The organism is Pectobacterium sp. IFB5596, assembly GCF_021432585.1.
GTDB classification, from domain to species: Bacteria; Pseudomonadota; Gammaproteobacteria; order Enterobacterales; family Enterobacteriaceae; genus Pectobacterium; species Pectobacterium punjabense.
In genome coordinates this window covers 343,219-364,160 of record NZ_LXFY01000023.1, presented here as the reverse complement: position 1 = coordinate 364,160, position 20,942 = coordinate 343,219, and the positions used below count along the sequence as shown (strand labels likewise).

Genomic DNA, 20,942 nt, shown 5'->3' with positions numbered 1-20,942 from the left:
CTGAGAATCCTTCCCTTACTTGGTCGCCAACCTGATTATTGTGACGGACATAAACACTGTACATACCGTTACACAGCAACGCTCATCATCGAAGATAAGCCTGGTATATAATCCAAAAATACAGGGATCGATGTACTGTGAAGATAAAAATTCACAAATTTCAAACAATAAATATCATGTAGTCTTACTTTATATAATGAAAATAAAAAATACTCTCTGTCTACATATCCTGATGGCTACTCTCGCTATCCTGTTTCTTAGCGCTCACCCGCTAGCGACTAGCGTTGATCCGGCGTTAACATTTCAACCGCTGATTAACACCATGGAAGGAACGCAGAAAGAACAAAAGGAAAAAATAGCGACTATTTCTCATGCTTTACAGGGAAATGGGATTTTCTTTCTTGGTGCATCCGAAGTCTCTACTTCTGAAGACGAACATTACGCAGTCTATAACTATTTTAATAACCAACTGCATCGCCCCGTTGTGGCCTATGGCGATAGTTATATCGATAGCGTCACGCATTTTTTACTGCTTTCGCGTTTTAAAAATGATCTTAACGCGAACAGTAAAGTTGTTTTGCTGCTGGCACCCGATAGTTTTTATTCGGACGGTATTCCACCGGCAATTTTTGCCAACAATTTTCCGGCATCTATTTTCAATCCGTTGATGAAGGACGACCAGACGCGTTCCTTTCTGGTCAATTACTTACAACATATCGATAAAGAAGAGATAAGCCATCTGACTTTCGGCCAAATGAAAATCTATGGCTGGGACCCGCAAATTATCTGGCAGGAAGTGAGTTATCAATTTGCTAATTTCTGCGAGCTGATAAAAAGCGACTGGTTAGCGATGCTACGTATTGCCCCTCAGCCCGCGCAACCGTGGCCGAATCCACCAGCCTCCCATGTGGTTCCTGACTGGGATCGCGAACTGGCTCAGGCTCATGAGCTGAATAAGTCTCGTCAGCAAAGTGCAGATACGCTGTGGATGGATAAGTCTGTTTTTGCAGACGATCAAACGCGAGAAGAGTGGGATGACGCGCCGATTGTTCCTGCGCAAATGGAGGCGTTATCAGCGACGATCAAACTGCTAAAAGCGCGTAATGTGCAGTTTGTCGTCATTGTTGATCCGATCAATCCGTGGGCAATTAAGAATTCCGAAAAATTCCAGCCAGTCGATAGTCAGATTAGATCGATGTTGGAAGAAAATCAGGTTCGCTATTTTGATATGTATGCGCAGCCTTATCAGAATGGCTGGAATTGGGATCGCCTGCACCCAACCGAGCCAGCATGGGTCGCGATGGATCAATTTATTGCTGAGAGTTTTAAATGATGAAAACCGCCATTCGCCTTTTTTTCCTTTATCTCTTTCTGGCAGTAACCATTGTCGCGTGGACCTCTGTTGATGAAAGCATGAGTTTAAAAGTGCATTTTGAATATCAAAAATTCTGAAGGATGAATGATGTACAGCTCCGGAATGTTTTTTTTCCTTCTGTTTTCATCAGCATTATTGTTTGCGCTGGTTAACCGCGCGTTCAGTTATCGGCTGACGTATTTATCCGCCTTTTCCGTCTTGGCGGTGCTGGGCTGGGGATATATTTTCCAGGGGGATTACTTTGTTCCCGTGGCGGTTTTCATGAGTTTTTATATTCTCGTCACCTTAAAAGAAAAAGGCTGGCTAAAAACCTGGCAGGCGGTCAGCCTGACGTTGCTCCCGCTGTTTTTAGTGAAATTACACCTTAACAATCACTGGGGCATGATTGGTCTGTCTTTTATGACCTTCCGCGCCATTGATGTTCTGCTTTATCGCAGCAAAAAAGACGGCCAGAATTTCCTGCATTACTTCTGCTATCTGTTTATGCCATTCATTATTCTGGCCGGTCCAATGTATCGCTGGCGGACATGGCTTACTGATATTAATAAACCGGTTTTTATTATTACCCGTGAGCAGTTTTTAGTGGCTATGGAGCAAATATTTACCGGTATTATTCAGAAGTTCTTATTCGCCATGCTGATCAATAATCTGGTGATTGAGTCGTGGAGTCATCGTCCGTTTACAGTAAGCGTTGGCGTGGTGATGTCGTTGGCCTACAGCGCCTATCTCTATTTTGATTTTGCCGGCTACAGCAATATGGCTATTGGGGCGGGGCGCTTATTTGGCCTGAATATCCCAGCGAACTTCAATATGCCCATTTTGGCGAAAAACCCGCAGGATTTCTGGCGGCGCTTCCATATCAGCCTGTCTGAATGGCTGAGGGATGTGGTCTTTATGCCGATTTATATGAATCTGATGAAGCTCGATTTTTTCCGACAGAACAAAACGCTGGCGCAGAATATCGGCATTTTCTGCACCCTGTTTTGCATGGGGGCATGGAACGGGCTTGAACGACACTATGTTATTAGCGGCGCGCTGTTTGGTGCCATTTCCGTTGTTCATAACATGTTGCAGTGGTCTGCCAAACGTAGTCCGGCTTTGAATAATTGTCTACATCATCCGGTTATTGTGTTCATCGGTCGAATTCTGACGCTGACAAGCGCTGCGGCCTCCCTCTACATCTTTAGCGGAATGTCTCCTCTATGAACCTTCACTCAGAACTTCAGGAACTACAAGATTTCCTGCGTGCGGCATTACTCGAGCCCGCTAACCCAACTCAGTTGGCGATTAGCGGCAGCGATGAAGCGATGACCTGGCAACAGCTTTCCGTCGCTGTCACTGACTGGTCGCATCACTATCAGCAATGCCGGCGGCCCGCAGGTTCGCCTGTTGTGTTATATGGGCATCAGCAGGCGGAATTCGCCGTGGCGATCTATAGCTGCCTGCTGCATAACATTCCGTATATCCCGGTGGACTGCATCTATCCGCAGGAGCGGCTCAAGGAGATTTGCCACCTGGCGAACGCCCCTTACTACTACGATGTCGCGACCAGGCAGTTTATTGCGACGGGTGAGGCTGGTCAGGCACTGGTTGAGCAAGATCTCGCCTATATCATGTTCACTTCCGGCAGCACTGGGAAGCCGAAAGGGGTGCAGATCGGGCGTGAAAGCCTGTGGCACTTCATGAAGTGGGTGCGTGAGGACTTCTCGCTACCAGACGTACCGGTGCTGATGAACCATGCGGTGTTCAGCTTCGATCTCTCCTTGATTCCGCTGCTGGCGAACCTGGCAACCGGAGGGCACATCGTTCTGAATGCGAAAGAGGATATTGCCGCCGAAAACTGGCTCGATCGCCTGAAAGACAACGGCGTTTCCGTCTGGGTTTCAACGCCATCTTTCGCCTACCAGAAGCTGCTTTCCCCCCAGTTCAACAGTGAATATCTACCTGAACTTAACGTCTTTGTATTTATTGGCGAAGTGCTCAATAAAGCGTTGGTAAAACAATTACGTCGCCGTTTTCCGCACGCCAAAATCCTCAACTCTTATGGCCCAACGGAAGCGACTGTCGCTACCACCGTTATCGAAATCACTGATGACATTCTGCACAGCGACAACGATCTGCTACCTGTCGGCGCGATGATGCCGGACTCCAGAATGGAAATTACCGCTGAAGGTGAGTTGATTATCTGGGGCAAAAACGTGATGCGTGGCTACCTCGGGCTCGCGCAGGAGAACGCTGAGAAATTGTTGTATCGGGAAAGTGAAGCATTTCGAGGCTATAGAACCGGCGACCTGGGCTATGAGAACGGGTTGTTGTACTGTCAGGGTCGTAATGACAGCCAGATCAAACTCAATGGTTACCGTATTGAAATCAACGAAATTGAAAACCGCCTGCTGGCGATATCCGACATCAGCGAAGCGGTTGTCCTGCCGTTGATGAAATCGGGCGGTGGCGTGCTGCGTATTGCAGCATTCTGCGTGACGAACTTAGCACCAGAAGCGATTAAAACCTCGCTCTCTAAGGTGATTCCACCCTATATGGTGCCTTCCCAAATCATTATAAAAGATGCGTTGCCGCTGAATCCTAACGGCAAAATCGATCGTAAACTGCTGGATACTCATGCCCGCACGATTTAATTTTCTCAGGAAAAATCATGGAACAAGAAATACTTGCGCTGTTTGAAAAGATCTTATCCCGTAAAGTGGGCTTTAACGATGAACTGATTGAGTCTGATATTCTCGACTCAATTCTGGCGGTCGATCTGGTGCTGGAAGTGCAGGACGTTTACGGCTGCGTGATCCCACCAACCGAAGTTGCTACCGTTCTGAAGACCCCAGCAGAATTGGCTCGCTACATTGAAGAGAACCGCGGCTAAGCTCGACGTGGTGACGGTTTTTAAAGCCCCTGGATATGTATTCAGGGGCTTTTTTACAAAAGCTGTTGGCGTCAGCATTGCGTTTGTGGCGGCCTTAGCCTGGAACAGTTTGAAAACCAGAATATCGTTTAGGACTGTGTCCACTTTACGTGGGTAAGATCACTTCAAAATAAATAAACGCTGCAACTCGCGCCGATTACGCGCCCCCGTTTTACGGTATAGATTTTTCAAGTGAGTTCGAATCGTATTAACACTCAAATTGAGTTGTTCACCTATATTCTCATTATTCATGCCAAGCCCTACCAACATCGCGACCGACTGTTCCGCCGGCGTAATATTTTTTGCGCCTTCACAAGGGAGCGATTGAGACGGCGTCACCTTGGATGATTTTAGCGGCGATGTGTATAACATTCGAACAAAAATGCGGGTTTGTTCTAACTGTGCTTTAAGGCTGATGCTTTCATTTATCTGGTTCTTGCTGGATTGTTGAATACCCCACACTGCGACGGGCAACCCCAGAGAACGGATCACCGACACCATTGTTACACCACCAACCCCGACCAGACGTGGTGTAACACCTAACTCTTTCTCGATGGCATCTGAAAGAATGCGAATTACTGGCGAATGCCCAGAGGTAATGGGGGCGTCTGGCGTGATCTCCACATAGGAAAAGGTAAACAAAACTCTTTCCTGTTTTTCAATAAGGCGGGCTAACTGCTGGAGATCCTCCATCACCAGCTCAAGCCCACAATTTGGCATCAGGCGAATATCGAGATAAAACACAAAATTGGCAGGAACGTGGTTTAGCCCCGTACAATTCGTTTCGGAATGCGTTGGGGTTATCGTTGATGTGGGAGGGAAGAAAAACGGGTCAGGACAAGCATGGCGACGACGTACATGCTTCAAACGAGAAATAAAACGAGCCGCTGCCTCAAAACAATTTGGCCCTTCACTAAAGCCGGCATGATATTCCCGACCTTTGACATCAATGCGTACCCAAGCGTTACGTTTTTCGCCAATTTCGATGATGCTGCCGTTCTCGTTGCCATAATCGGGCACCACAATTAGATCGTCAGCGCGAAATAACTGTGGAGTCTTATTCAAAATATGGCCGATGCCTTTCGTATAGTCAGTAATACCTGCGCTGGTAAAAATAATCCCAATCCCCATTGGCGGCGTTATCTTCAGTTGCTTGACCGCATCCAATAATAATAAAGCGGAAACAATTCCCTGATTGTTATCTTCGACGCCTCTGCCATACAGTCGATCGCCATCGATGCGCAATATAAACGGATCGCTCACCCAGTGCTCGAGTGGCCCAGGTGCAGCAATATCCATATGCGTCACTATCCACAGTGTGTGCTTGCATCCAGGTGGAAGAAAATGCGCCACCAAATTGGGCCTTAACTTATTGTTTGCCTGAACGTCTAATGCATCCATACGCTGCACGCGGCACAGGCCATTATGATATAGCCACTCCTCTATCCAACGTGCCTTTATTTCCTCTCCCTCACCGCCGTGTTCAGGATTAACTGCTGGGCGACGAACCAATTCCCGATGGAGATTTATCGCTTCGCCTTCTCGCTGTGTAATAAAACTTAACAATTTATTCATAATAAAAGACCAAATGGCTAACGTGATGGTGGGAATGCTAATAATTATTTTTCCTGTGTCGCGGTATTTACCGTGATCTTTATCATGCTGTAAATATAAAAAAAACACTCTCACCCCCTTTTTGCATAAAAAATGCGTTAATGGGGGGGGAGGCTATTCATGGGTAAATAAAATATTGATGTAAAACAAGTTGTTATTTGTTTTTATTCAGGGGTGAACAGAGGAGGTAACCTCCTGATTTTTACTATAAGACTACGGTTAAATACCGGTTAATACCGTGATCTCCTCCCCGATTTTAATCGAGGGGGGTGAACGATGAATCAGAGAAAGGGTGATGGAAAAGGATTCAAATTCGCATAATCTAAATAGTACATAAACATTATTTGTGTAAACGCAGGGAAATAACGTCGCACGATACCTCTACTCGTCTATTCCTCTGTTCTCAGTTATATCGATACGACGATGTGATGTTTCATTATTTGTAAAAATAAAAGCAATTCCATTATAAAAATAATCAGTATGAAAAAGAAACACAAACATAATTAAGGGAATTAAAAATGAAAACACCGCTTATTCTTATTATCCTAACGAGCGGACTCGTTATACCTGGGATCTCGATGGCAGAAGTGACACTTGTAGATCAGGCCAATAACCACCTATTAACGGGTAGCGTGGCATTAGGATTTTTAGCAGGGGAATCAAAAGAATTTATCTATCATCCTACCTATGGAGGAAAAAAAGCCAGTGAACTCGACTGGAAAATAGATAGTGCAGTCATCCTGAAAGGCGATCTCAGCTACGATCTTTTTTCTCATTTGACGGCGGGAATTCGAGGCTGGACGACGCTTACGTCAGGAAATGGAACGTTGGATGATTATGACTGGGTTAATGATAATCAAGCTGGCTGGTCTCATTGGAGCCACCACAAAAAGACCGACTTGAATTATGCGAACGAAATTGATCTGAATCTTATCGGCTGGATGATAAAAACGCCGGATTACAAACTTGGGGCCACCTTAGGCTATCAAAAAACCAGGTTTAGCTGGTCAGGGTATGGCGGCTACTTTGACTATGACGATGAGCAAGGGGGACGCGATATCTTCACTATCCCCGACAGCGAGAAAATCTTTGGATATCAACAAAGTTATAGCATGCCTTACATCGGGCTAGTTGGGGCCTGGAGGTATAAAGATCTCGAAGTCGGGGGTATTTTTAAATTCAGCAACCTGGTTCAGGCGAAGAGTAACGACAACCATTATGCCCGGGATCTTACTGTTCGGACTAAGGGAAGAAACTCACTGCATTTTTCGGCGGTGTTAAATGCAGGCTACTACATTCTGCCCCAAACGAAACTCTATGCCGAAGCCGCTTATATCCGAAATGAAGAATCAAAGAGTGGCATGGAATGGCGAGTCGCCGACAGCACGACACATTACGATGGTGACTGGAGTGGGATGGATAATAAATATTATACGTTGTCATTAGGCATACAGCATACGTTTTAAATATCGGTAAATTATTCTATTGCTTTTTTTATATATGGAAGTGTTTTTAGCTATTAATTAAATAATAAATTGTTTAGCAATAACATACATGACCAATAATCTTGAGAGGAAATTATCATGAGTAAATATAAGAACCCTGTTTTTATCAATCAGTCGTTAGCGAACCCAGCGATTAAAACAGCAAGTAAATTTATCTCCTATAAAACCTGGAACGACCCTAGCGTTTGGTTTGCAGAAGTCATTGATAATGGCAATGCGTTTTTTCATTGGCATCAAGGCCAAAAAGCTGAAGGTCATAAAGATACTATCATCAATTATCACACGGGTGATGGCACGCAATGGCAGGCAACGATTAAAGATTATGTATTCTTCCACGCCCCTCACGGGGAGGTAGCAAAAGGACATTCAGACAATAAAATTGTTTATATCAGTGCGGACGATCAACCCTATGAAGCTACTTTTGCTGAATGGTTTGATGAATAGCCGCGATTGATAGCAACAATGCGGAAAACTGATCCACCTGCATAGTGCAGGTGGATTTTTTATACCGTTTAGGGTTTATCCCGCAGTTGCGAGAAAGCGTTATTTAGCCGAGAGTTCTCTTCGGACGATTTCTGCGCCTGCACTTAACGCATTGAGCTTGCCTGTCGCTACCCGACGAGATAAAGGAGCCATACCACAGTTGGTTGAAGGGTAGAGCTTGTCGGCATCGACAAACTGAAGTGCTTTGCGTAGCGTATTGGCGACGTCTTCAGGTGTCTCGACGGCATTGGTTGCCACGTCAATGGCTCCAACCATCACTTTTTTACCGCGAATCAGTTCAAGCAGGTCCATGGGAACATGCGAGTTGTGGCATTCCAGCGAGATGATATCGATATTGGACGTTTGCAGTTTAGGAAACGCTTCTTCATATTGCCGCCACTCTGATCCCAGCGTCTTTTTCCAATCGGTATTGGCTTTGATGCCATATCCGTAGCAAATGTGTACCGCCGTCTCACATTTCAGCCCTTCAATCGCCCTTTCTAACGCGGCGATACCCCAATCATTCACCTCTTCAAAAAAGACATTAAAGGCTGGCTCATCGAACTGAATAATATCCACACCCGCGGCTTCTAATTCTTTAGCTTCCTGATTGAGAATTTTGGCGAATTCCCAAGCCAGTTTTTCGCGGCTTTTATAGTGGTTATCATACAGCGTATCGATCATCGTCATCGGCCCTGGCAGAGCCCATTTAATCGGTTGCTTGGTGAGCTGACGTAAGAATTTGGCATCTTCAACAAAAACGGGTTTTTGACGCGCCACCGCACCGACAACAGTCGGTACGCTCGCATCATAGCGATTACGAATTTTAACGACTTCACGTTTCTCAAAATCCACGCCGCTAAGGTGCTCAATGAACGTTGTGACAAAGTGTTGGCGCGTTTGCTCACCATCGCTGACAATATCAATACCTGCGCGCAGTTGATCAAACAGCGATAAACTCAGGGCGTCTTTTTTCCCGTCAATTAACTCTTCGTTTTGTAATTTCCAGGGGGACCACAGTTTCTCTGGCTCTGCGAGCCAGGACGGTTTGGGCAAACTGCCCGCAGTTGAAGTCGGTAGCAATCTTTTCATAGCAGGTGACCTTATCGTTTTAGTGAATCAAAGCGCGTAGTGAGCAGACCATTGTTCAAGAATATTCTTGTATGGTTTGATGAATTGCTCTTCAGTAAACTTCCCTTGCTCAATCGCCAACTGACTACGTTCTACCCGATCATAAACAATTTTTGTTAATGAATGATCCTGATGATTCAGATTGGGTTGATAAGTATGCCCTGCTGCCGAGTTAGCATTGTAAATCTCAGGTCGATAAATCTTTTGGAAAGTCTCCATCGTGCTGATGGTACTGATAAGCTCAAGATTCGTGTAATCGCTCAGTAAATCACCAGAGAAATAGAAAGCTAAAGGTGCGACACTATTTTCAGGCATAAAGTAGCGAGCCTGTAATCCCATTTTTTCGAAATAATGATCGGTCAAGGAAGACTCATTTTGCTGATATTCGATGCCCAGCACAGGATGCTGATTCCCCGTCCGATGATAGGTGTTTTTACTTGAAACGCTCAAGCATATAACGGGTTTTTTATTAAAGTTATTTTTGTAATAAATTGAATTTGTGAAACATTTAAATAATTTACCATGCAACTCGCCAAAATTATCTGGCGTGCTAAATCCGGGGTGACTCTTATTATGTTCTGGCAGTAATACGCTAAAATCATAATCTCGCACGTAAGAAGAAAAGTTATTCCCTACAATGCCTTCAATGCGTTCGTTTGTTTTTTTATCGACAATATTGGTTTTCAATATCTCAATTGCCGGGAAGGTGTCGCCATTGCCTTCAATATCAATCTCGACGGAAATGATTTCAAGTTCGACAGAGTAACGATCGCTTTTGGGGTTATCCCAATGCGCCAGAGAATTGAAACGATTGTCAATCATCACTAACGTGTTGCGTAAGTTCTCCTGGCGCTTCTCTCCTCTGGCCAGGTTAGCAAAGTTGGTCGTGATGCGCGTATTTTCTGAAGGGTTATAATTTTCATCGAAACAAATGCTTTTAATGGTAAATGTGAAATCTTTGTTCATTGTGTTCTTGCATCCTAAATTTTGATATGAAAACTGAATTAATTTGTTGATTTTAATGGCTTTGATTGTTTCTTATTCAGTTATCTTCATGTTGTCGATAAGTTAATATTGCATATTTTATGCCAGAGTCATTGGGCGAGTGAAAGAGAGTTAATTTCATCAAATATGAATTATATTCATGATCAGGTGTGCGGTTAGGATCGACGTTAGTGCAGAAGCCCTGTTTTACAGGATTCACCGCTGGCATCCATGGGGTTAGGAGCGGCTAACTGAACCGATTGCCGATAGTGTGATCAACAATGCGTCCTAGCCGATAGGATGAACACCACGGTGCGACAATGACAATTAAGAGGAGGAAGGTAATCACAGGCCTTCAATGTTATTCTTCGGCTGTTTTGCTTCACTCGCAACGCCGATGCAGTACCCGTTCAAGCAAGTTCATCTTTTGCTCGTCAGGCAGCCGCTTAATCTCCCCTGGAGTTAAGCCCGTATAGTTTTTTATCGCACGGGTAAAGGTTTGTTGGGATTCATAACCGCTCTGAAGAGCCGTAATAATAACCGGTTCATTCCCTTTAATTAACTCAAGCACAGCCTTGCCAAGTTTGACATCTTTTATATATTTTCCCAGTGTAATACCTGTCCGCTGTTTAAAAACTCTCTGCATATACCAGAGAGAAAACCCTGCGCGTTCCGCAACAATAGCGGTTGTGACGGGTTTGTCGTGTTGTTGCACTATCCAACGGATCAGTTCATCAATAATGCCCTGATGGTAAGTATAGACTGATGCCATGTGTCCCCCATCAATGAGGGCGCATCATACGATACGCCCTTCACTAAAAATTAAGCCTTATTGCGGGTAAATTTCTCGACCACTTTCATGACTGAGAAGTAAAAGACAGGGACGAAGAATATTGCCAGTATCGTTCCGCTGACCATACCACCAAATACGCCCGTACCGATGGCATGCTGTGTTTCTGCGCTGGCTCCGCTGGCAATCATCAGGGGCACTACGCCTAGGGTAAACGCCAGAGAAGTCATTAGAATAGGCCGCAGACGCATCCGCGCCGCTTCAATCGTAGACTCAAGCAAACCTTTGCCGCTCTCATGCAGTTGTTTGGCAAACTCTACGATGAGGATCGCGTTCTTGGCCGACAGGCCAATGATGGTAATCATCCCGACCTTAAAGAAGACATCGTTCGACATATCTCTCATCATGACAGCCAGCACTGCGCCTAACAGGCCCAACGGCACAACCATCAGTACGGACAGTGGAACGGCCCAGCTTTCATAAAGCGCCGCCAGCACCAGGAATACGACCAGCATTGACAGAATCATCAGCATCGGTGCTTCGGAAGCAGACTGCTGCTCTTGCAATGACAGACCCGTCCATTCAACGGCAAATCCTTCCGGTAATTGTTCTGCCAGTCGCTCCATCTCTTTTATGGCGTCCCCGCTTGAATAGCCTGCCGTTGCACTACCGGTAATCTTAATGGCCTGATAGCCTTTATAACGCACCAATTGCAGCGGTGAATTTTCCCATTTAGCCTGGACAAACTCGGAAAGCGGAACCATTCCACCACTGCCATTACGTACATACAGCTTGAGAATGTCCTCTGGCTGCATACGGTACGGGGCATCTGCCTGAATGATGACTTGCTGCATACGGTCAGCGTTAGGGAAATCATTGACATACAAAGACCCTACGGCCCCGGATAACGTCTGGCTGATTTCATCAAATGGCACACCTAATGCGAAGGCTTTCTGACGGTCGATTTGCAGGTTAATCACTTGGCCGTCAGGCAAACCGTCAACGTAGACACCCTGAACGACCTTGCTGCTCGCTGCCAGTTCCAGGAGCTGATTTTTAGCCTCTTTGAGTGCGGCATACCCTTTACCCGCTCGGTCTTCAAGACGCATGGCAAAGCCGGAAGAATTTCCGAGTTCGTCAATCGCAGGGGGCATCAGGCTGTAGATTTCAGCTTCAGGGTGGCCATATAAAGCCTCTAACACATGGCCGGATTCGGACGCTGCGGTCGCACCATTACGCTCACCCCAGTCTTTTAGCGTGGTAAATGCCATCGCGGAGTTAGGCCCCGAACCGGAGAAACTGAATCCCATGATGGACAGATTGGTTTCGATGCCTTCTCTGCCCAGCACGGTATCTTCAAACGTTTTCACCACGCCTAAGGTTCGCTCCGCCGTGGCATCCGAAGGCAGCTGAATTGAGGTTAGGAAATACCCCTGATCTTCTTCTGGCAGGAAGGAAGAGGGCACGCTTCTCATCGATAAGAACAGGACGAGGCACAGCACCACATAGACAGCCAGCGACCTTCCTGCTCGCTTCAGCATTCGGGCAACGCCATTTTCGTAACGGTCGGTCATCGCCGAGAATTTGCGGTTGAACCAGCCGAAAAAGCCGCGCTTCTCATGGGCATTTTTATCTATCGGTTTCAGTAGCGTGGCGCACAGCGCGGGTGTCAGGCTAAGCGCAAGGAAAGCGGAAATCAGTATCGAAACCGCCATCGACAGAGTGAATTGCCGGTATATGGCTCCGACCGATCCCGTTGCCATCGCCATGGGAATAAACACGGCGCTGAGCACCAGCGTGATGCCGATAACTGCCCCGGTTATCTCTTTCATCGCTTTCTGCGTCGCTTCTTTCGGCCCTAATCCTTCTTCAGCCATGATGCGTTCAACGTTTTCCACGACCACGATGGCATCATCCACGATGATCCCTATCGCCAGAACCATGCCGAACATGGTCAACACGTTAATGGAAAAGCCCGACATCAACATGACCGTGAAAGTACCCAGCAACGCGATGGGCGCAACAATGGCGGGGATAAAGGTGTACCTGACATTCTGTAAGAACATATACATCACCAGAAACACCAGCACCATTGCCTCAATGAACGTGTGTACGACTTTCTCAATCGAAATTTTTACGAACGGAGTGGTATCAAACGGAATGGTGTATTGCATGCCTGAGGGCATCGCTTTACTCAGGTCGTCAAGACGCAGCTTAATTTGATCCGCTGTTCTGACCGCATTCGCTCCCGGAGCAAGCTGAATCGCCGCACCGGTGGAAATCTGTCCATTTTCTCGGGTTGAAAAGGTATAACTTTGCGGCCCAAGCTCCAGACGAGCAACATCGGAAAGTACCACCCGCGAACCGTCCCGGTTCGACCTCAGTGTGATATTGCCAAATTCTTCAGGCGAACTGAGCTGGCCTTTCACCAGTAAAGGATAGGTGACCTGCTGGCCTGGCACTGCGGGAGAATCCCCCGTGCGGCCGGGGGATATCTGAGCATTCTCTGCGGTTATTGCCCGACTGATATCGTTCAGCGTCAGGCTATATTGATTGAGCCTGACCGGATCGATCCACACACGCATCGCTTTTTCCGATCCAAACAATTGGACTCGGCCAACGCCTTCAATCCGGCGTAATTCTTCAATCATATTACGGGAGAAATAATCGCTTAAATCGCTGTCCGACATCTGTCCGTGCTTCGAGGAAAGCCCGATAATCATCAGGAAGCCTGAGGACGATGCTTCAACATTGAGGCCATTCTGTCGTACCACCTGAGGCAGTCTGGGCTCGACGATTTTAATACGGTTCTGCACGTCAACCTGAGCCAGGTCGGGATCGGTTCCGGGTTTAAAGGTGACGGTAATGGTTGCCTGTCCGCTGGTGTCACTGGACGATTCAAAATAGAGCAGGTTTTTAACCGAAGACAGCTCACGCTCGATTAAAGACACGACGTTATTGTTCATCGTCTCAGGCGTAGAGCCCGGATACGTGGCGTAGATATTGACGCTGGGTGGAGCCACCGAGGGGTAGCGAGCAATAGGCAGTTTTGGGATGGCGATCATCCCGAACAGCACAATAAACACGGCAATAACCCAGGCAAAAACAGGGCGATTAATAAAAAACTGAGGCATAGGAAATCCTGAATAATAGTAGGGTGAGGTTACGGGTGTGTACCTTGTGCCAGTTGCAGAGACATTCCCTCCTGTAACCTGCCCATGCCTTTGACAACTAACTGGTCACCAGCCTTAAGGCCATTTGTGATTGAGAACTTAGCGCCAACGGCTTCTCCCAGCTCAACCTCGACAGATTTCGCTTTACCTTCATCGTTGAGCCAGACATGCGTTTTATTGCCTTCGCGCACCACGGCTTCACGCGGAACCATCAGGCCGTCCTTATCCAACAGGCGTGAGATTTTTGCCTGAACATACATACCTGGCAAAAGCGTTCTATCCGGGTTATTAACCAGCAGACGCATCACAACGTCCCCTGTACCCGCATCAACGCTGACGCCAGTAAACAGAATTTGTGCTTTGTTGCTATAGGGTGTCCCATCTGCGGAGATAATGGCGGCGGATGCTGCATTTTCACCGCTGACTCCTGTGCCTGCGGCGGCACGCAGCGCGTTCATTTGCGCGGCAGGCTGTCGAACATCAACGTACACTTTGTCAATCTGTTGGACCGTTGCGAGAGGCTGACTGTCACTGGCGCTGACCAGTGCGCCTTCAGTAATAAAGTTTTGATCAACCCGCCCACCGATGGGGGATTTCACCGTTGAATAGGAGAGATCCAGCTGTCTGCGTTCGAGAATGGCACGCGCTTCCGAGACAGCCGCTTTTGCCTGCTCAGCAGTGGAAAGTGCCTCCTCATAATCCTGGTCGCTGACTGCGCCTGAATGCCTTACCTTCGCAAGGCGGCTAGCTTTAGCTTGCAACTGTCGGTAACTGGCCTGCGCTTTTTGCAATGAGGCTGCTGCACTGTTTACGTCAGCTTTAAACGGCGCAGGGTCGATCTGAAATAATGCCTGCCCCGGCGTTAATTCACTTCCCGGATTAAACTTCATTTCAGTGACGATGCCGCTTACCTGAGGACGAATCTGTGCAATACGAAAAGCGGCCACCCGGCCCGGAAAGGTTTGCTCATGAGACACCGGTTCTGCGGTGAGTGTCTCCACGTTCACGATGGCCGGCATCTCTTCGGTTTGTGTGGCGGTTTCGGAACCTGAATCACAGGCTGATAAAAGCCATAAGAGGGATAACACACTTATTTTCGTTGTTCTGCTAAGCATCATTCTCGTCATTTCCTGATATTTAAAATAGATATCGCATGCTAGAATGATTATATAATTCATATGTTTACGTTAAGTGTAGACTATGTGGAGATGGTGTGGAGAGCGATAAAGATGAGCGGATATCTGGAGCAAAAATGAAAAATATCAAAATCCTGTTGGCAGAAGATGAAAACGAAATTGCAGAAATTCTAACCGCTTATCTGGTGAAAGAAGGTTTTACTGTGGTCAGAGCGAAGGATGGTCTTGAAGCGATTTCGCTTTTTTTTGCCGAATCTCCCTCATTTGTGATCCTTGATATCCGAATGCCGCATGCTGATGGCTGGCAGGTACTGAGTGAAATCAGGCGGGATAATGATGTGCCGATCATGATGCTAACGGCGCTGGATGCTGATATCGATAAGATTCAGGCTCTGCGGACGGGGGCCGACGATTACATTGTTAAACCTTTCAACCCGGCCGAGGTAATCGCAAGGATTCACGTTATTTTAAGACGCATGTCTTTTCATCGCACAGATAAAAACCCGCTCTCGTTTAGTACTCGTCATATCGATCTGAACGTCAATCATCATACGGTCATGATTAAAAATACCCAGACTGACATTGGCAGTCAGCTAACGTCGACAGAGTTCAAAATTCTTCTCCACCTTATTCGCTATCCGAAACGGGTATTTTCACGTCAGGAAATTCTGGAATATTGCCTGCCTGAAGGCGAAGCCAGTGAGCGAACCGTCGACAGCCATATCAGCAAGCTGAGAAAGAAAATTGAACAGGCGGGGTTATCATCTGTACCTGAGAGCATCCGTGGCTTTGGCTATCGACTTGGAGACTAAGAGGGTGAAAACCGGCATTCGTTATCAGCTCTTCATCCTGACGTCTAAAGTGGCGCTCAGTACGCTCATCCTGCTGTCCGTGGTTTACAGCATCTACCTCACCATTTTTACCGATGGGCGCGATGAATATAGCTGGATACCGACTACGCATGACTGGGTTCTGACGTTGATTTCTGGTTTGTTATCTTCTGTGGTCGCGTTGGGTTTTGCCTGGTCCTTTGCGCGAAAAGTCATTATTCCGTTGAATGCTGTGGCCGAAAGCGCCCGCAAGATTGCGGAAGGCCAGCTTAGCGAAAGAGCAACGCATAGCGTTCGGGAAATCAGGGAGACGGCATTACTGGTTGATGATTTCAATGCGATGGCGGATAAATTAGAAGTGATGTCCAGTGAAATGAAAAAATGGAATGCCGCCATCGCCCACGAATTGAGGACACCCGTTACCGTTTTACAAGGCAGAATCCAGGGCATTCTGGATGGCGTATTTGAGAAAGACGATCGGCAATTTTTGCTGTTACTCAACCAGACTGAAGGTTTATCGAGGCTTATCGATGATTTAAGAGTGTTAAGCCTTTCCGATAGCGGTCAGCTCTACCTTTATCGTGAAACCGTGCAGATGGATCAGTTGATCGTAACCAGTGTCGAACTCTTTCGTGATGAACTTGAGAGGAAGAGCCTGACGCCCGCTATCGACGCTGAGCAAATGACCGGTTTTGTGGACAAAATTCGTATCAGTCAGGTTTTATCCGCGCTGCTGAGTAATGCCATTAAATACGCTATTCCCGGTAAAATTCTCATTACCTGCCATTTGGTGAAGGGCGACATTCGTATAACGGTGGAAGATGAAGGGCCGGGAATTCCGCCACAGGATATTGCGGCAATATTCGACGCTTTTTATCGCGCTGATAATGTGCGCTCAGCGAGAACAGATGGATCAGGGCTGGGGCTGGCCGTAGTGAGTTCTATCGCAAGGGCACATGGCGGCCGGGTAAGTTGCGGGTACAGTGCCTTGGGGGGAAGTTGTATTGAGATCGTGCTTCCTGCTGAAATTAACTGAACTGTATTTTCTTTCGTATGGTTGTTGGCAGTGGCAAATGCGATGGCCGTTTTCGCTTTAGCCGACCTGTCCACTTTTTACTTAGGAACGGACGCTTCTGGTGCGTGTTGTGTGAATCTTAGAAGTTACATAACACACGTAATTGCTTATCATAGCGTCCTTGTTGAGTTCATGGTCGCCTGTTGTTTAGTGAGATGTTGAACATAAACATTTAAGGCGAAATATAAACCGCATACGGAGGGAAAGGTATTGAGCACAATAGGTACAATTAACATTGCAGCGGCGATTATCACCGATAGTAAAGGACGTTGCCTGTTAGTGAGGAAACGTGGCACTCACTACTTTATGCAGCCTGGAGGAAAACCTGAAGCTGGAGAGCGACCAGAAGCGGCTTTGGTGCGTGAGCTTAAAGAGGAGCTCAATTTCATTGCTTCACTTGATGAGCTTGTATCGGTCGGTAGTTTTACGGATATCGCTGCTAATGAGCCTGGGCATATTGTATGTGCCGACATCTTTCGCATATCGACAGATCGAACTTATTTTGAACCCGCCGCAGAAATTGAGGAAGTGATCTGGTTTGAGCCGAGCCAGCATAATCATATTAAACTTGCCCCTCTGACTGAAAATCATCTGATTCCTCTGCTGATCGGGGTTTAGTTTTGTGGGACGGGTTGAAAGCCTGTCCAGAGTCGTAATTTGCCAATACGGCAGATTTTTTGATCGCCGACTGGCGATCTTTTTAGCCACTTTCCGTTAGGGCAAAATCAAATCTGATAGTCCGTTCTGAATCTCGATAGGCTTGTACCAACAAATCAGTTCCGCACGAAGTTGACCAGTATGCATGGCAGCGGTAACGCCATAAGTTTACGCTGCCAGATGCGCACAGTACCCTTAATCACGGCGAGATTCTTTTCTGGATTTACCGATTTATCCGCACGATAGATCTGCTCCATCAGCCTCTCTCACTTCCTGCGCTTTGCCTCGCGAAAGTCGTATTTAGCTGGAATTAATGTTTGCGGCAGACGAAGATACATGGCGGATAATGATTGTTAATACACTAATACTATAGAAGGGATGCAGCCGTGCTGAAAAAGCTGGTAACTGGGCAACTAAGTTTGCCGATGACGTTCTGGGGATGGGGTTTTTGTGGCGGCTTATTTCTTGGTCTCATTGGGATGGCTGGTGTGCAGACGGGCCATGCAGCAATGGTGCCGCTAGCTTACCTGCTTAAAACAATTCTGTTCAGCGCTGTACTTTCCGGTACTACGTTTATCCTTCGTAGAAAAATCACAGTGCTTGGCGTTCTTGCATTTTTTATCGTCTTGATTCAGGTAATTATGGGCATTGTGATGGTTATAGGACTTTCTTCATTGTGGTTTGAATAATCGAGGCAAGAAGGAAAAAACGGCCACACCGTGTGGAGCCTCTGCGTGGAGAAGGGGAGTTATCACGCAGGGTCATTACCTGACGTACTAATCTGTGTAAAATCAGAGCTAATCCTATTCCATTGAGAGTTCTGCTATGGCTGGCGTAAACAAAACTCATCTGACCGAAACGGACATCATCAGCAAATTTATCCTTCCTGCGGTTAAGGATGCTGGTTGGGATGATTTGGCTCAGATTCGTCAGGAAGTGAAACTGCGTGATGGCAAGATTGTGGTTCGTGGAAAACTGGCCTCACGTATCAAAGTTAAATCTGCCGATATCGTGTTGTATCATAAACCTAACTTGCCGGTGGCAGTTATCGAAGCCAAAGCTAACAAGCACACCATCAGCAAAGGGATGCAGCAGGGGTTAGACTACGCTAACCTGCTCGACGTTCCCTTTGTATTTGCCTCCAACGGTGACGGGTTTATCTTCCACGATAAAACCAATCCGCAGCAGCTCGAATCCGAAATTGTTCTCAGTGATTTCCCAACGCCTGAACAGCTCTGGCAAAAATACTGTGTCTGGAAAGGTTTCACTCAGGAGCAGTTGCCGGTTATCAGTCAGGACTATTTCGACGACGGTAGCGGGAAATCTCCCCGTTACTATCAGATGCAGGCGATCAACCGGACAATAGATGCTGTGTCGGCAGGTAAGAACCGTATTCTGCTGGTCATGGCGACCGGCACGGGCAAAACCTATACGGCGTTCCAGATAATCTGGCGGCTGTGGAAAGCTAAAAACAAAAAACGCATTTTGTTCCTTGCGGACCGCAATATTCTGGTCGATCAGACTAAAAACAACGATTTTCAACCTTTCGGCACGGCGATGACCAAAGTCACCGGGCGTACCATCGATCCGGCCTATGAGGTGCATTTAGCATTGTATCAGGCGATTACTGGGCCGGAAGAACATCAAAAAGCCTATAAGCAGGTGGCACCGGATTTCTTTGATCTGATTGTGATTGACGAATGCCACCGTGGCAGCGCGTCTGAAGATTCTGCCTGGCGAGAGATTCTGGAGTATTTCGGTAGCGCCACGCAGGTCGGTCTGACGGCCACGCCGAAAGAAACCGAAGAGGTCTCCAATATCGATTACTTCGGTGAACCGGTTTACACCTATTCACTGAAAGAGGGCATTGAAGACGGCTTCCTCGCGCCTTACAAAGTGGTGCGCGTCGATATTGACGTCGATGTACAAGGCTGGCGTCCTGTCAAAGGGCAGTTGGATAAATACGGCAAAGAAATTGAAGACCGCATCTACAACCTGAAAGATTTTGACCGCACGCTGGTCATTGATGAACGCACGATGCTGGTGGCGCAGACCATTACCGATTACCTGAAACGTACTAACCCGATGGATAAAACCATTGTCTTCTGCAATGACATCGATCACGCCGATCGAATGCGCCATGCGCTGGTGGTGCTCAACCCTGAGCAGGTATTGAAGAACGAAAAATACGTGATGAAAATCACCGGCGACGATGATATTGGCAAGGCGCAGCTCGATAATTTTATTAACCCTAAAAAAGATTATCCTGTTATCGCCACAACCTCTGAACTGATGACAACCGGCGTCGATGCGCAGACCTGCAAGCTGGTGGTACTGGATCAAAACATCCAGTCGATGACCAAATTTAAACAGATCATCGGGCGCGGCACGCGGATCAACGAAAAGTACGGCAAGCTGTGGTTTACCATTCTCGACTTCAAAAAAGCGACAGAACTGTTTGCCGATCCCCGCTTTGACGGTTTGCCAGAAAAAGTGCTGGTGGTAAAACCCGGCGATATTTCCGATCAAGATTCAGACTTCAATGAAAGGATGGATGCGGAAGATGACGGCGATAATGTCGCCAATGAAGCACGAGAAGATGCCGCTGACTATCAAATTAATCATGACAAGCATTGGGGCAGCGGTGAATTCCATGACGATGATGAAAACAAAGTCCGTAAATTCTATGTGAATGGCGTGGATGTAAAGGTGCTGGCTAAGCGCGTTCAGTATTACGACTCTGACGGAAAACTGGTGACCGAATCCTTCCAGGATTACACCCGCAAAACGATGCTCAAAGACGGTGATTACGCTTCGCTGGATAGCTTCGTGCGCAAATGGCAGGATGCGCCACGCAAACAGGTCATCATCGAAGAACTGGAGCAACTAGGTATTCTATGGGATGTACTCGCCGAAGAGGTAGGTAAAGATCTCGACCCGTTTGATTTACTCTGTCATGTGGTGTACGGTCAGCCGCCGTTAACCCGTCAGGAGCGCGCGGCCAATGTGCGTAAGCGTAATTACTTTACCAAATACGCCGAGCCAGCACAGCAGGTGCTCAGCACGCTGCTGGATAAATACGCCGATGAAGGCGTGCAGGAAATTGAGGACGTCCAGGTGCTGAAACTGAAACCGTTCGATGCGCTGGGTCGTCCGATAGAGATCATTAAAACCCGCTTTGGTGATAAGAAGGCTTATGAGAAAGCCGTTAACGAACTGGAAAACGAAATCTACCATCTACCGCCGCGCTCAGCCTGATAACGAATAAACATCGT

General features: G+C 47.0%; 17 protein-coding genes. 11 read left to right on the top strand and 6 right to left on the bottom strand.

Translation table 11 applies throughout. From position 1 onward, the window contains the following. The first annotated feature begins 196 nt into the window (after positions 1 to 196). The 4 genes from A6301_RS15330 (at position 197) to A6301_RS15315 (ending at position 4,250) form a co-directional block, all read left to right on the top strand. On the top strand, positions 197 to 1,333 hold the full coding sequence (locus tag A6301_RS15330; RefSeq protein WP_234258170.1) for a D-alanyl-lipoteichoic acid biosynthesis protein DltD: 1,137 nt from the start codon (positions 197 to 199) through the stop codon (positions 1,331 to 1,333). 129 nt (positions 1,334 to 1,462) lie between these two features. Then, positions 1,463 to 2,581 carry a membrane-bound O-acyltransferase gene (locus tag A6301_RS15325; protein WP_234258250.1) on the top strand — a complete coding sequence of 373 codons (1,119 nt, stop codon included), beginning with the start codon at positions 1,463 to 1,465 and terminating at the stop codon, positions 2,579 to 2,581. Continuing rightward, on the top strand, positions 2,578 to 4,011 hold the full coding sequence (locus A6301_RS15320) for an AMP-binding protein (protein WP_234258169.1): 1,434 nt from the start codon (positions 2,578 to 2,580) through the stop codon (positions 4,009 to 4,011). The genes A6301_RS15325 and A6301_RS15320 overlap by 4 nt, the downstream gene beginning before the upstream one ends. 17 nt (positions 4,012 to 4,028) lie before the next feature. Further along, complete coding sequence (locus tag A6301_RS15315) at positions 4,029 to 4,250, top strand: acyl carrier protein (protein WP_005970017.1); 222 nt, start codon at positions 4,029 to 4,031, stop codon at positions 4,248 to 4,250. A 159-nt stretch (positions 4,251 to 4,409) separates the two neighbouring features. Here the strand turns inward: A6301_RS15315 and A6301_RS15310 are convergent, their stop codons facing one another. Next, complete coding sequence (locus A6301_RS15310) at positions 4,410 to 5,972, bottom strand: M20 family metallo-hydrolase (protein WP_234258168.1); 1,563 nt, start codon at positions 5,970 to 5,972, stop codon at positions 4,410 to 4,412. Between the two features lie 449 nt (positions 5,973 to 6,421). Between A6301_RS15310 and A6301_RS15305 the strand changes: the two genes are divergently transcribed. Together A6301_RS15305 and A6301_RS15300 are read left to right on the top strand one after the other, a co-directional pair. Beyond that, a complete protein-coding gene (locus tag A6301_RS15305; RefSeq protein WP_215484356.1) occupies positions 6,422 to 7,369 on the top strand; it encodes an omptin family outer membrane protease in 948 nt (315 codons plus the stop codon). A 117-nt stretch (positions 7,370 to 7,486) separates the two neighbouring features. Then, positions 7,487 to 7,852, top strand: coding sequence for a DUF4751 family protein (locus A6301_RS15300; protein ID WP_205543084.1), 366 nt, complete (start codon positions 7,487 to 7,489; stop codon positions 7,850 to 7,852). 99 nt (positions 7,853 to 7,951) lie between these two features. Here A6301_RS15300 and A6301_RS15295 read toward each other — a convergent pair whose 3' ends face one another. The 5 genes from A6301_RS15295 to A6301_RS15275 all read right to left on the bottom strand — a co-directional run bounded on the left by A6301_RS15295 (position 7,952) and on the right by A6301_RS15275 (position 15,087). Next, complete coding sequence (locus A6301_RS15295; RefSeq protein WP_205543083.1) at positions 7,952 to 8,983, bottom strand: methionine synthase; 1,032 nt, start codon at positions 8,981 to 8,983, stop codon at positions 7,952 to 7,954. Between the two features lie 27 nt (positions 8,984 to 9,010). Further along, positions 9,011 to 9,988 (bottom strand): DUF1852 domain-containing protein, encoded by a 978-nt coding sequence (locus A6301_RS15290; RefSeq protein ID WP_234258167.1) that lies wholly within the window; start codon positions 9,986 to 9,988, stop codon positions 9,011 to 9,013. Positions 9,989 to 10,388: 400 nt separating this feature from the next. Next, positions 10,389 to 10,778 carry a helix-turn-helix domain-containing protein gene (locus A6301_RS15285; protein WP_205543080.1) on the bottom strand — a complete coding sequence of 130 codons (390 nt, stop codon included), beginning with the start codon at positions 10,776 to 10,778 and terminating at the stop codon, positions 10,389 to 10,391. A 50-nt stretch (positions 10,779 to 10,828) separates the two neighbouring features. Further along, the gene (locus tag A6301_RS15280) at positions 10,829 to 13,930 is read right to left on the bottom strand and encodes an efflux RND transporter permease subunit (protein WP_234258166.1); all 3,102 of its coding nucleotides are present in this window, start codon (positions 13,928 to 13,930) and stop codon (positions 10,829 to 10,831) included. 29 nt (positions 13,931 to 13,959) lie between these two features. Then, positions 13,960 to 15,087: an efflux RND transporter periplasmic adaptor subunit gene (locus tag A6301_RS15275; protein WP_234258165.1), complete on the bottom strand. Its 1,128-nt coding sequence runs from the start codon at positions 15,085 to 15,087 to the stop codon at positions 13,960 to 13,962. 134 nt (positions 15,088 to 15,221) lie between these two features. On the opposite strand from A6301_RS15275, the gene A6301_RS15270 reads away from it, so the two are divergent. From A6301_RS15270 to hsdR, 5 genes are all read left to right on the top strand, one after another. After that, positions 15,222 to 15,917, top strand: a complete 696-nt coding sequence (locus tag A6301_RS15270; RefSeq protein ID WP_205543394.1) for a response regulator — start codon at positions 15,222 to 15,224, stop codon at positions 15,915 to 15,917. Between the two features lie 4 nt (positions 15,918 to 15,921). After that, a complete protein-coding gene (locus A6301_RS15265; protein ID WP_234258164.1) occupies positions 15,922 to 16,971 on the top strand; it encodes an ATP-binding protein in 1,050 nt (349 codons plus the stop codon). A gap of 258 nt (positions 16,972 to 17,229) precedes the next feature. Beyond that, the gene (locus A6301_RS15260; protein ID WP_234258249.1) at positions 17,230 to 17,628 is read left to right on the top strand and encodes an NUDIX domain-containing protein; all 399 of its coding nucleotides are present in this window, start codon (positions 17,230 to 17,232) and stop codon (positions 17,626 to 17,628) included. A gap of 425 nt (positions 17,629 to 18,053) precedes the next feature. Continuing rightward, the gene (locus tag A6301_RS15255; protein ID WP_107170215.1) at positions 18,054 to 18,356 is read left to right on the top strand and encodes a hypothetical protein; all 303 of its coding nucleotides are present in this window, start codon (positions 18,054 to 18,056) and stop codon (positions 18,354 to 18,356) included. A gap of 136 nt (positions 18,357 to 18,492) precedes the next feature. Beyond that, positions 18,493 to 20,925 (top strand): EcoAI/FtnUII family type I restriction enzme subunit R, encoded by a 2,433-nt coding sequence (gene hsdR, locus A6301_RS15250; RefSeq protein ID WP_234258163.1) that lies wholly within the window; start codon positions 18,493 to 18,495, stop codon positions 20,923 to 20,925. The last annotated feature ends 17 nt before the right edge of the window (positions 20,926 to 20,942 follow it).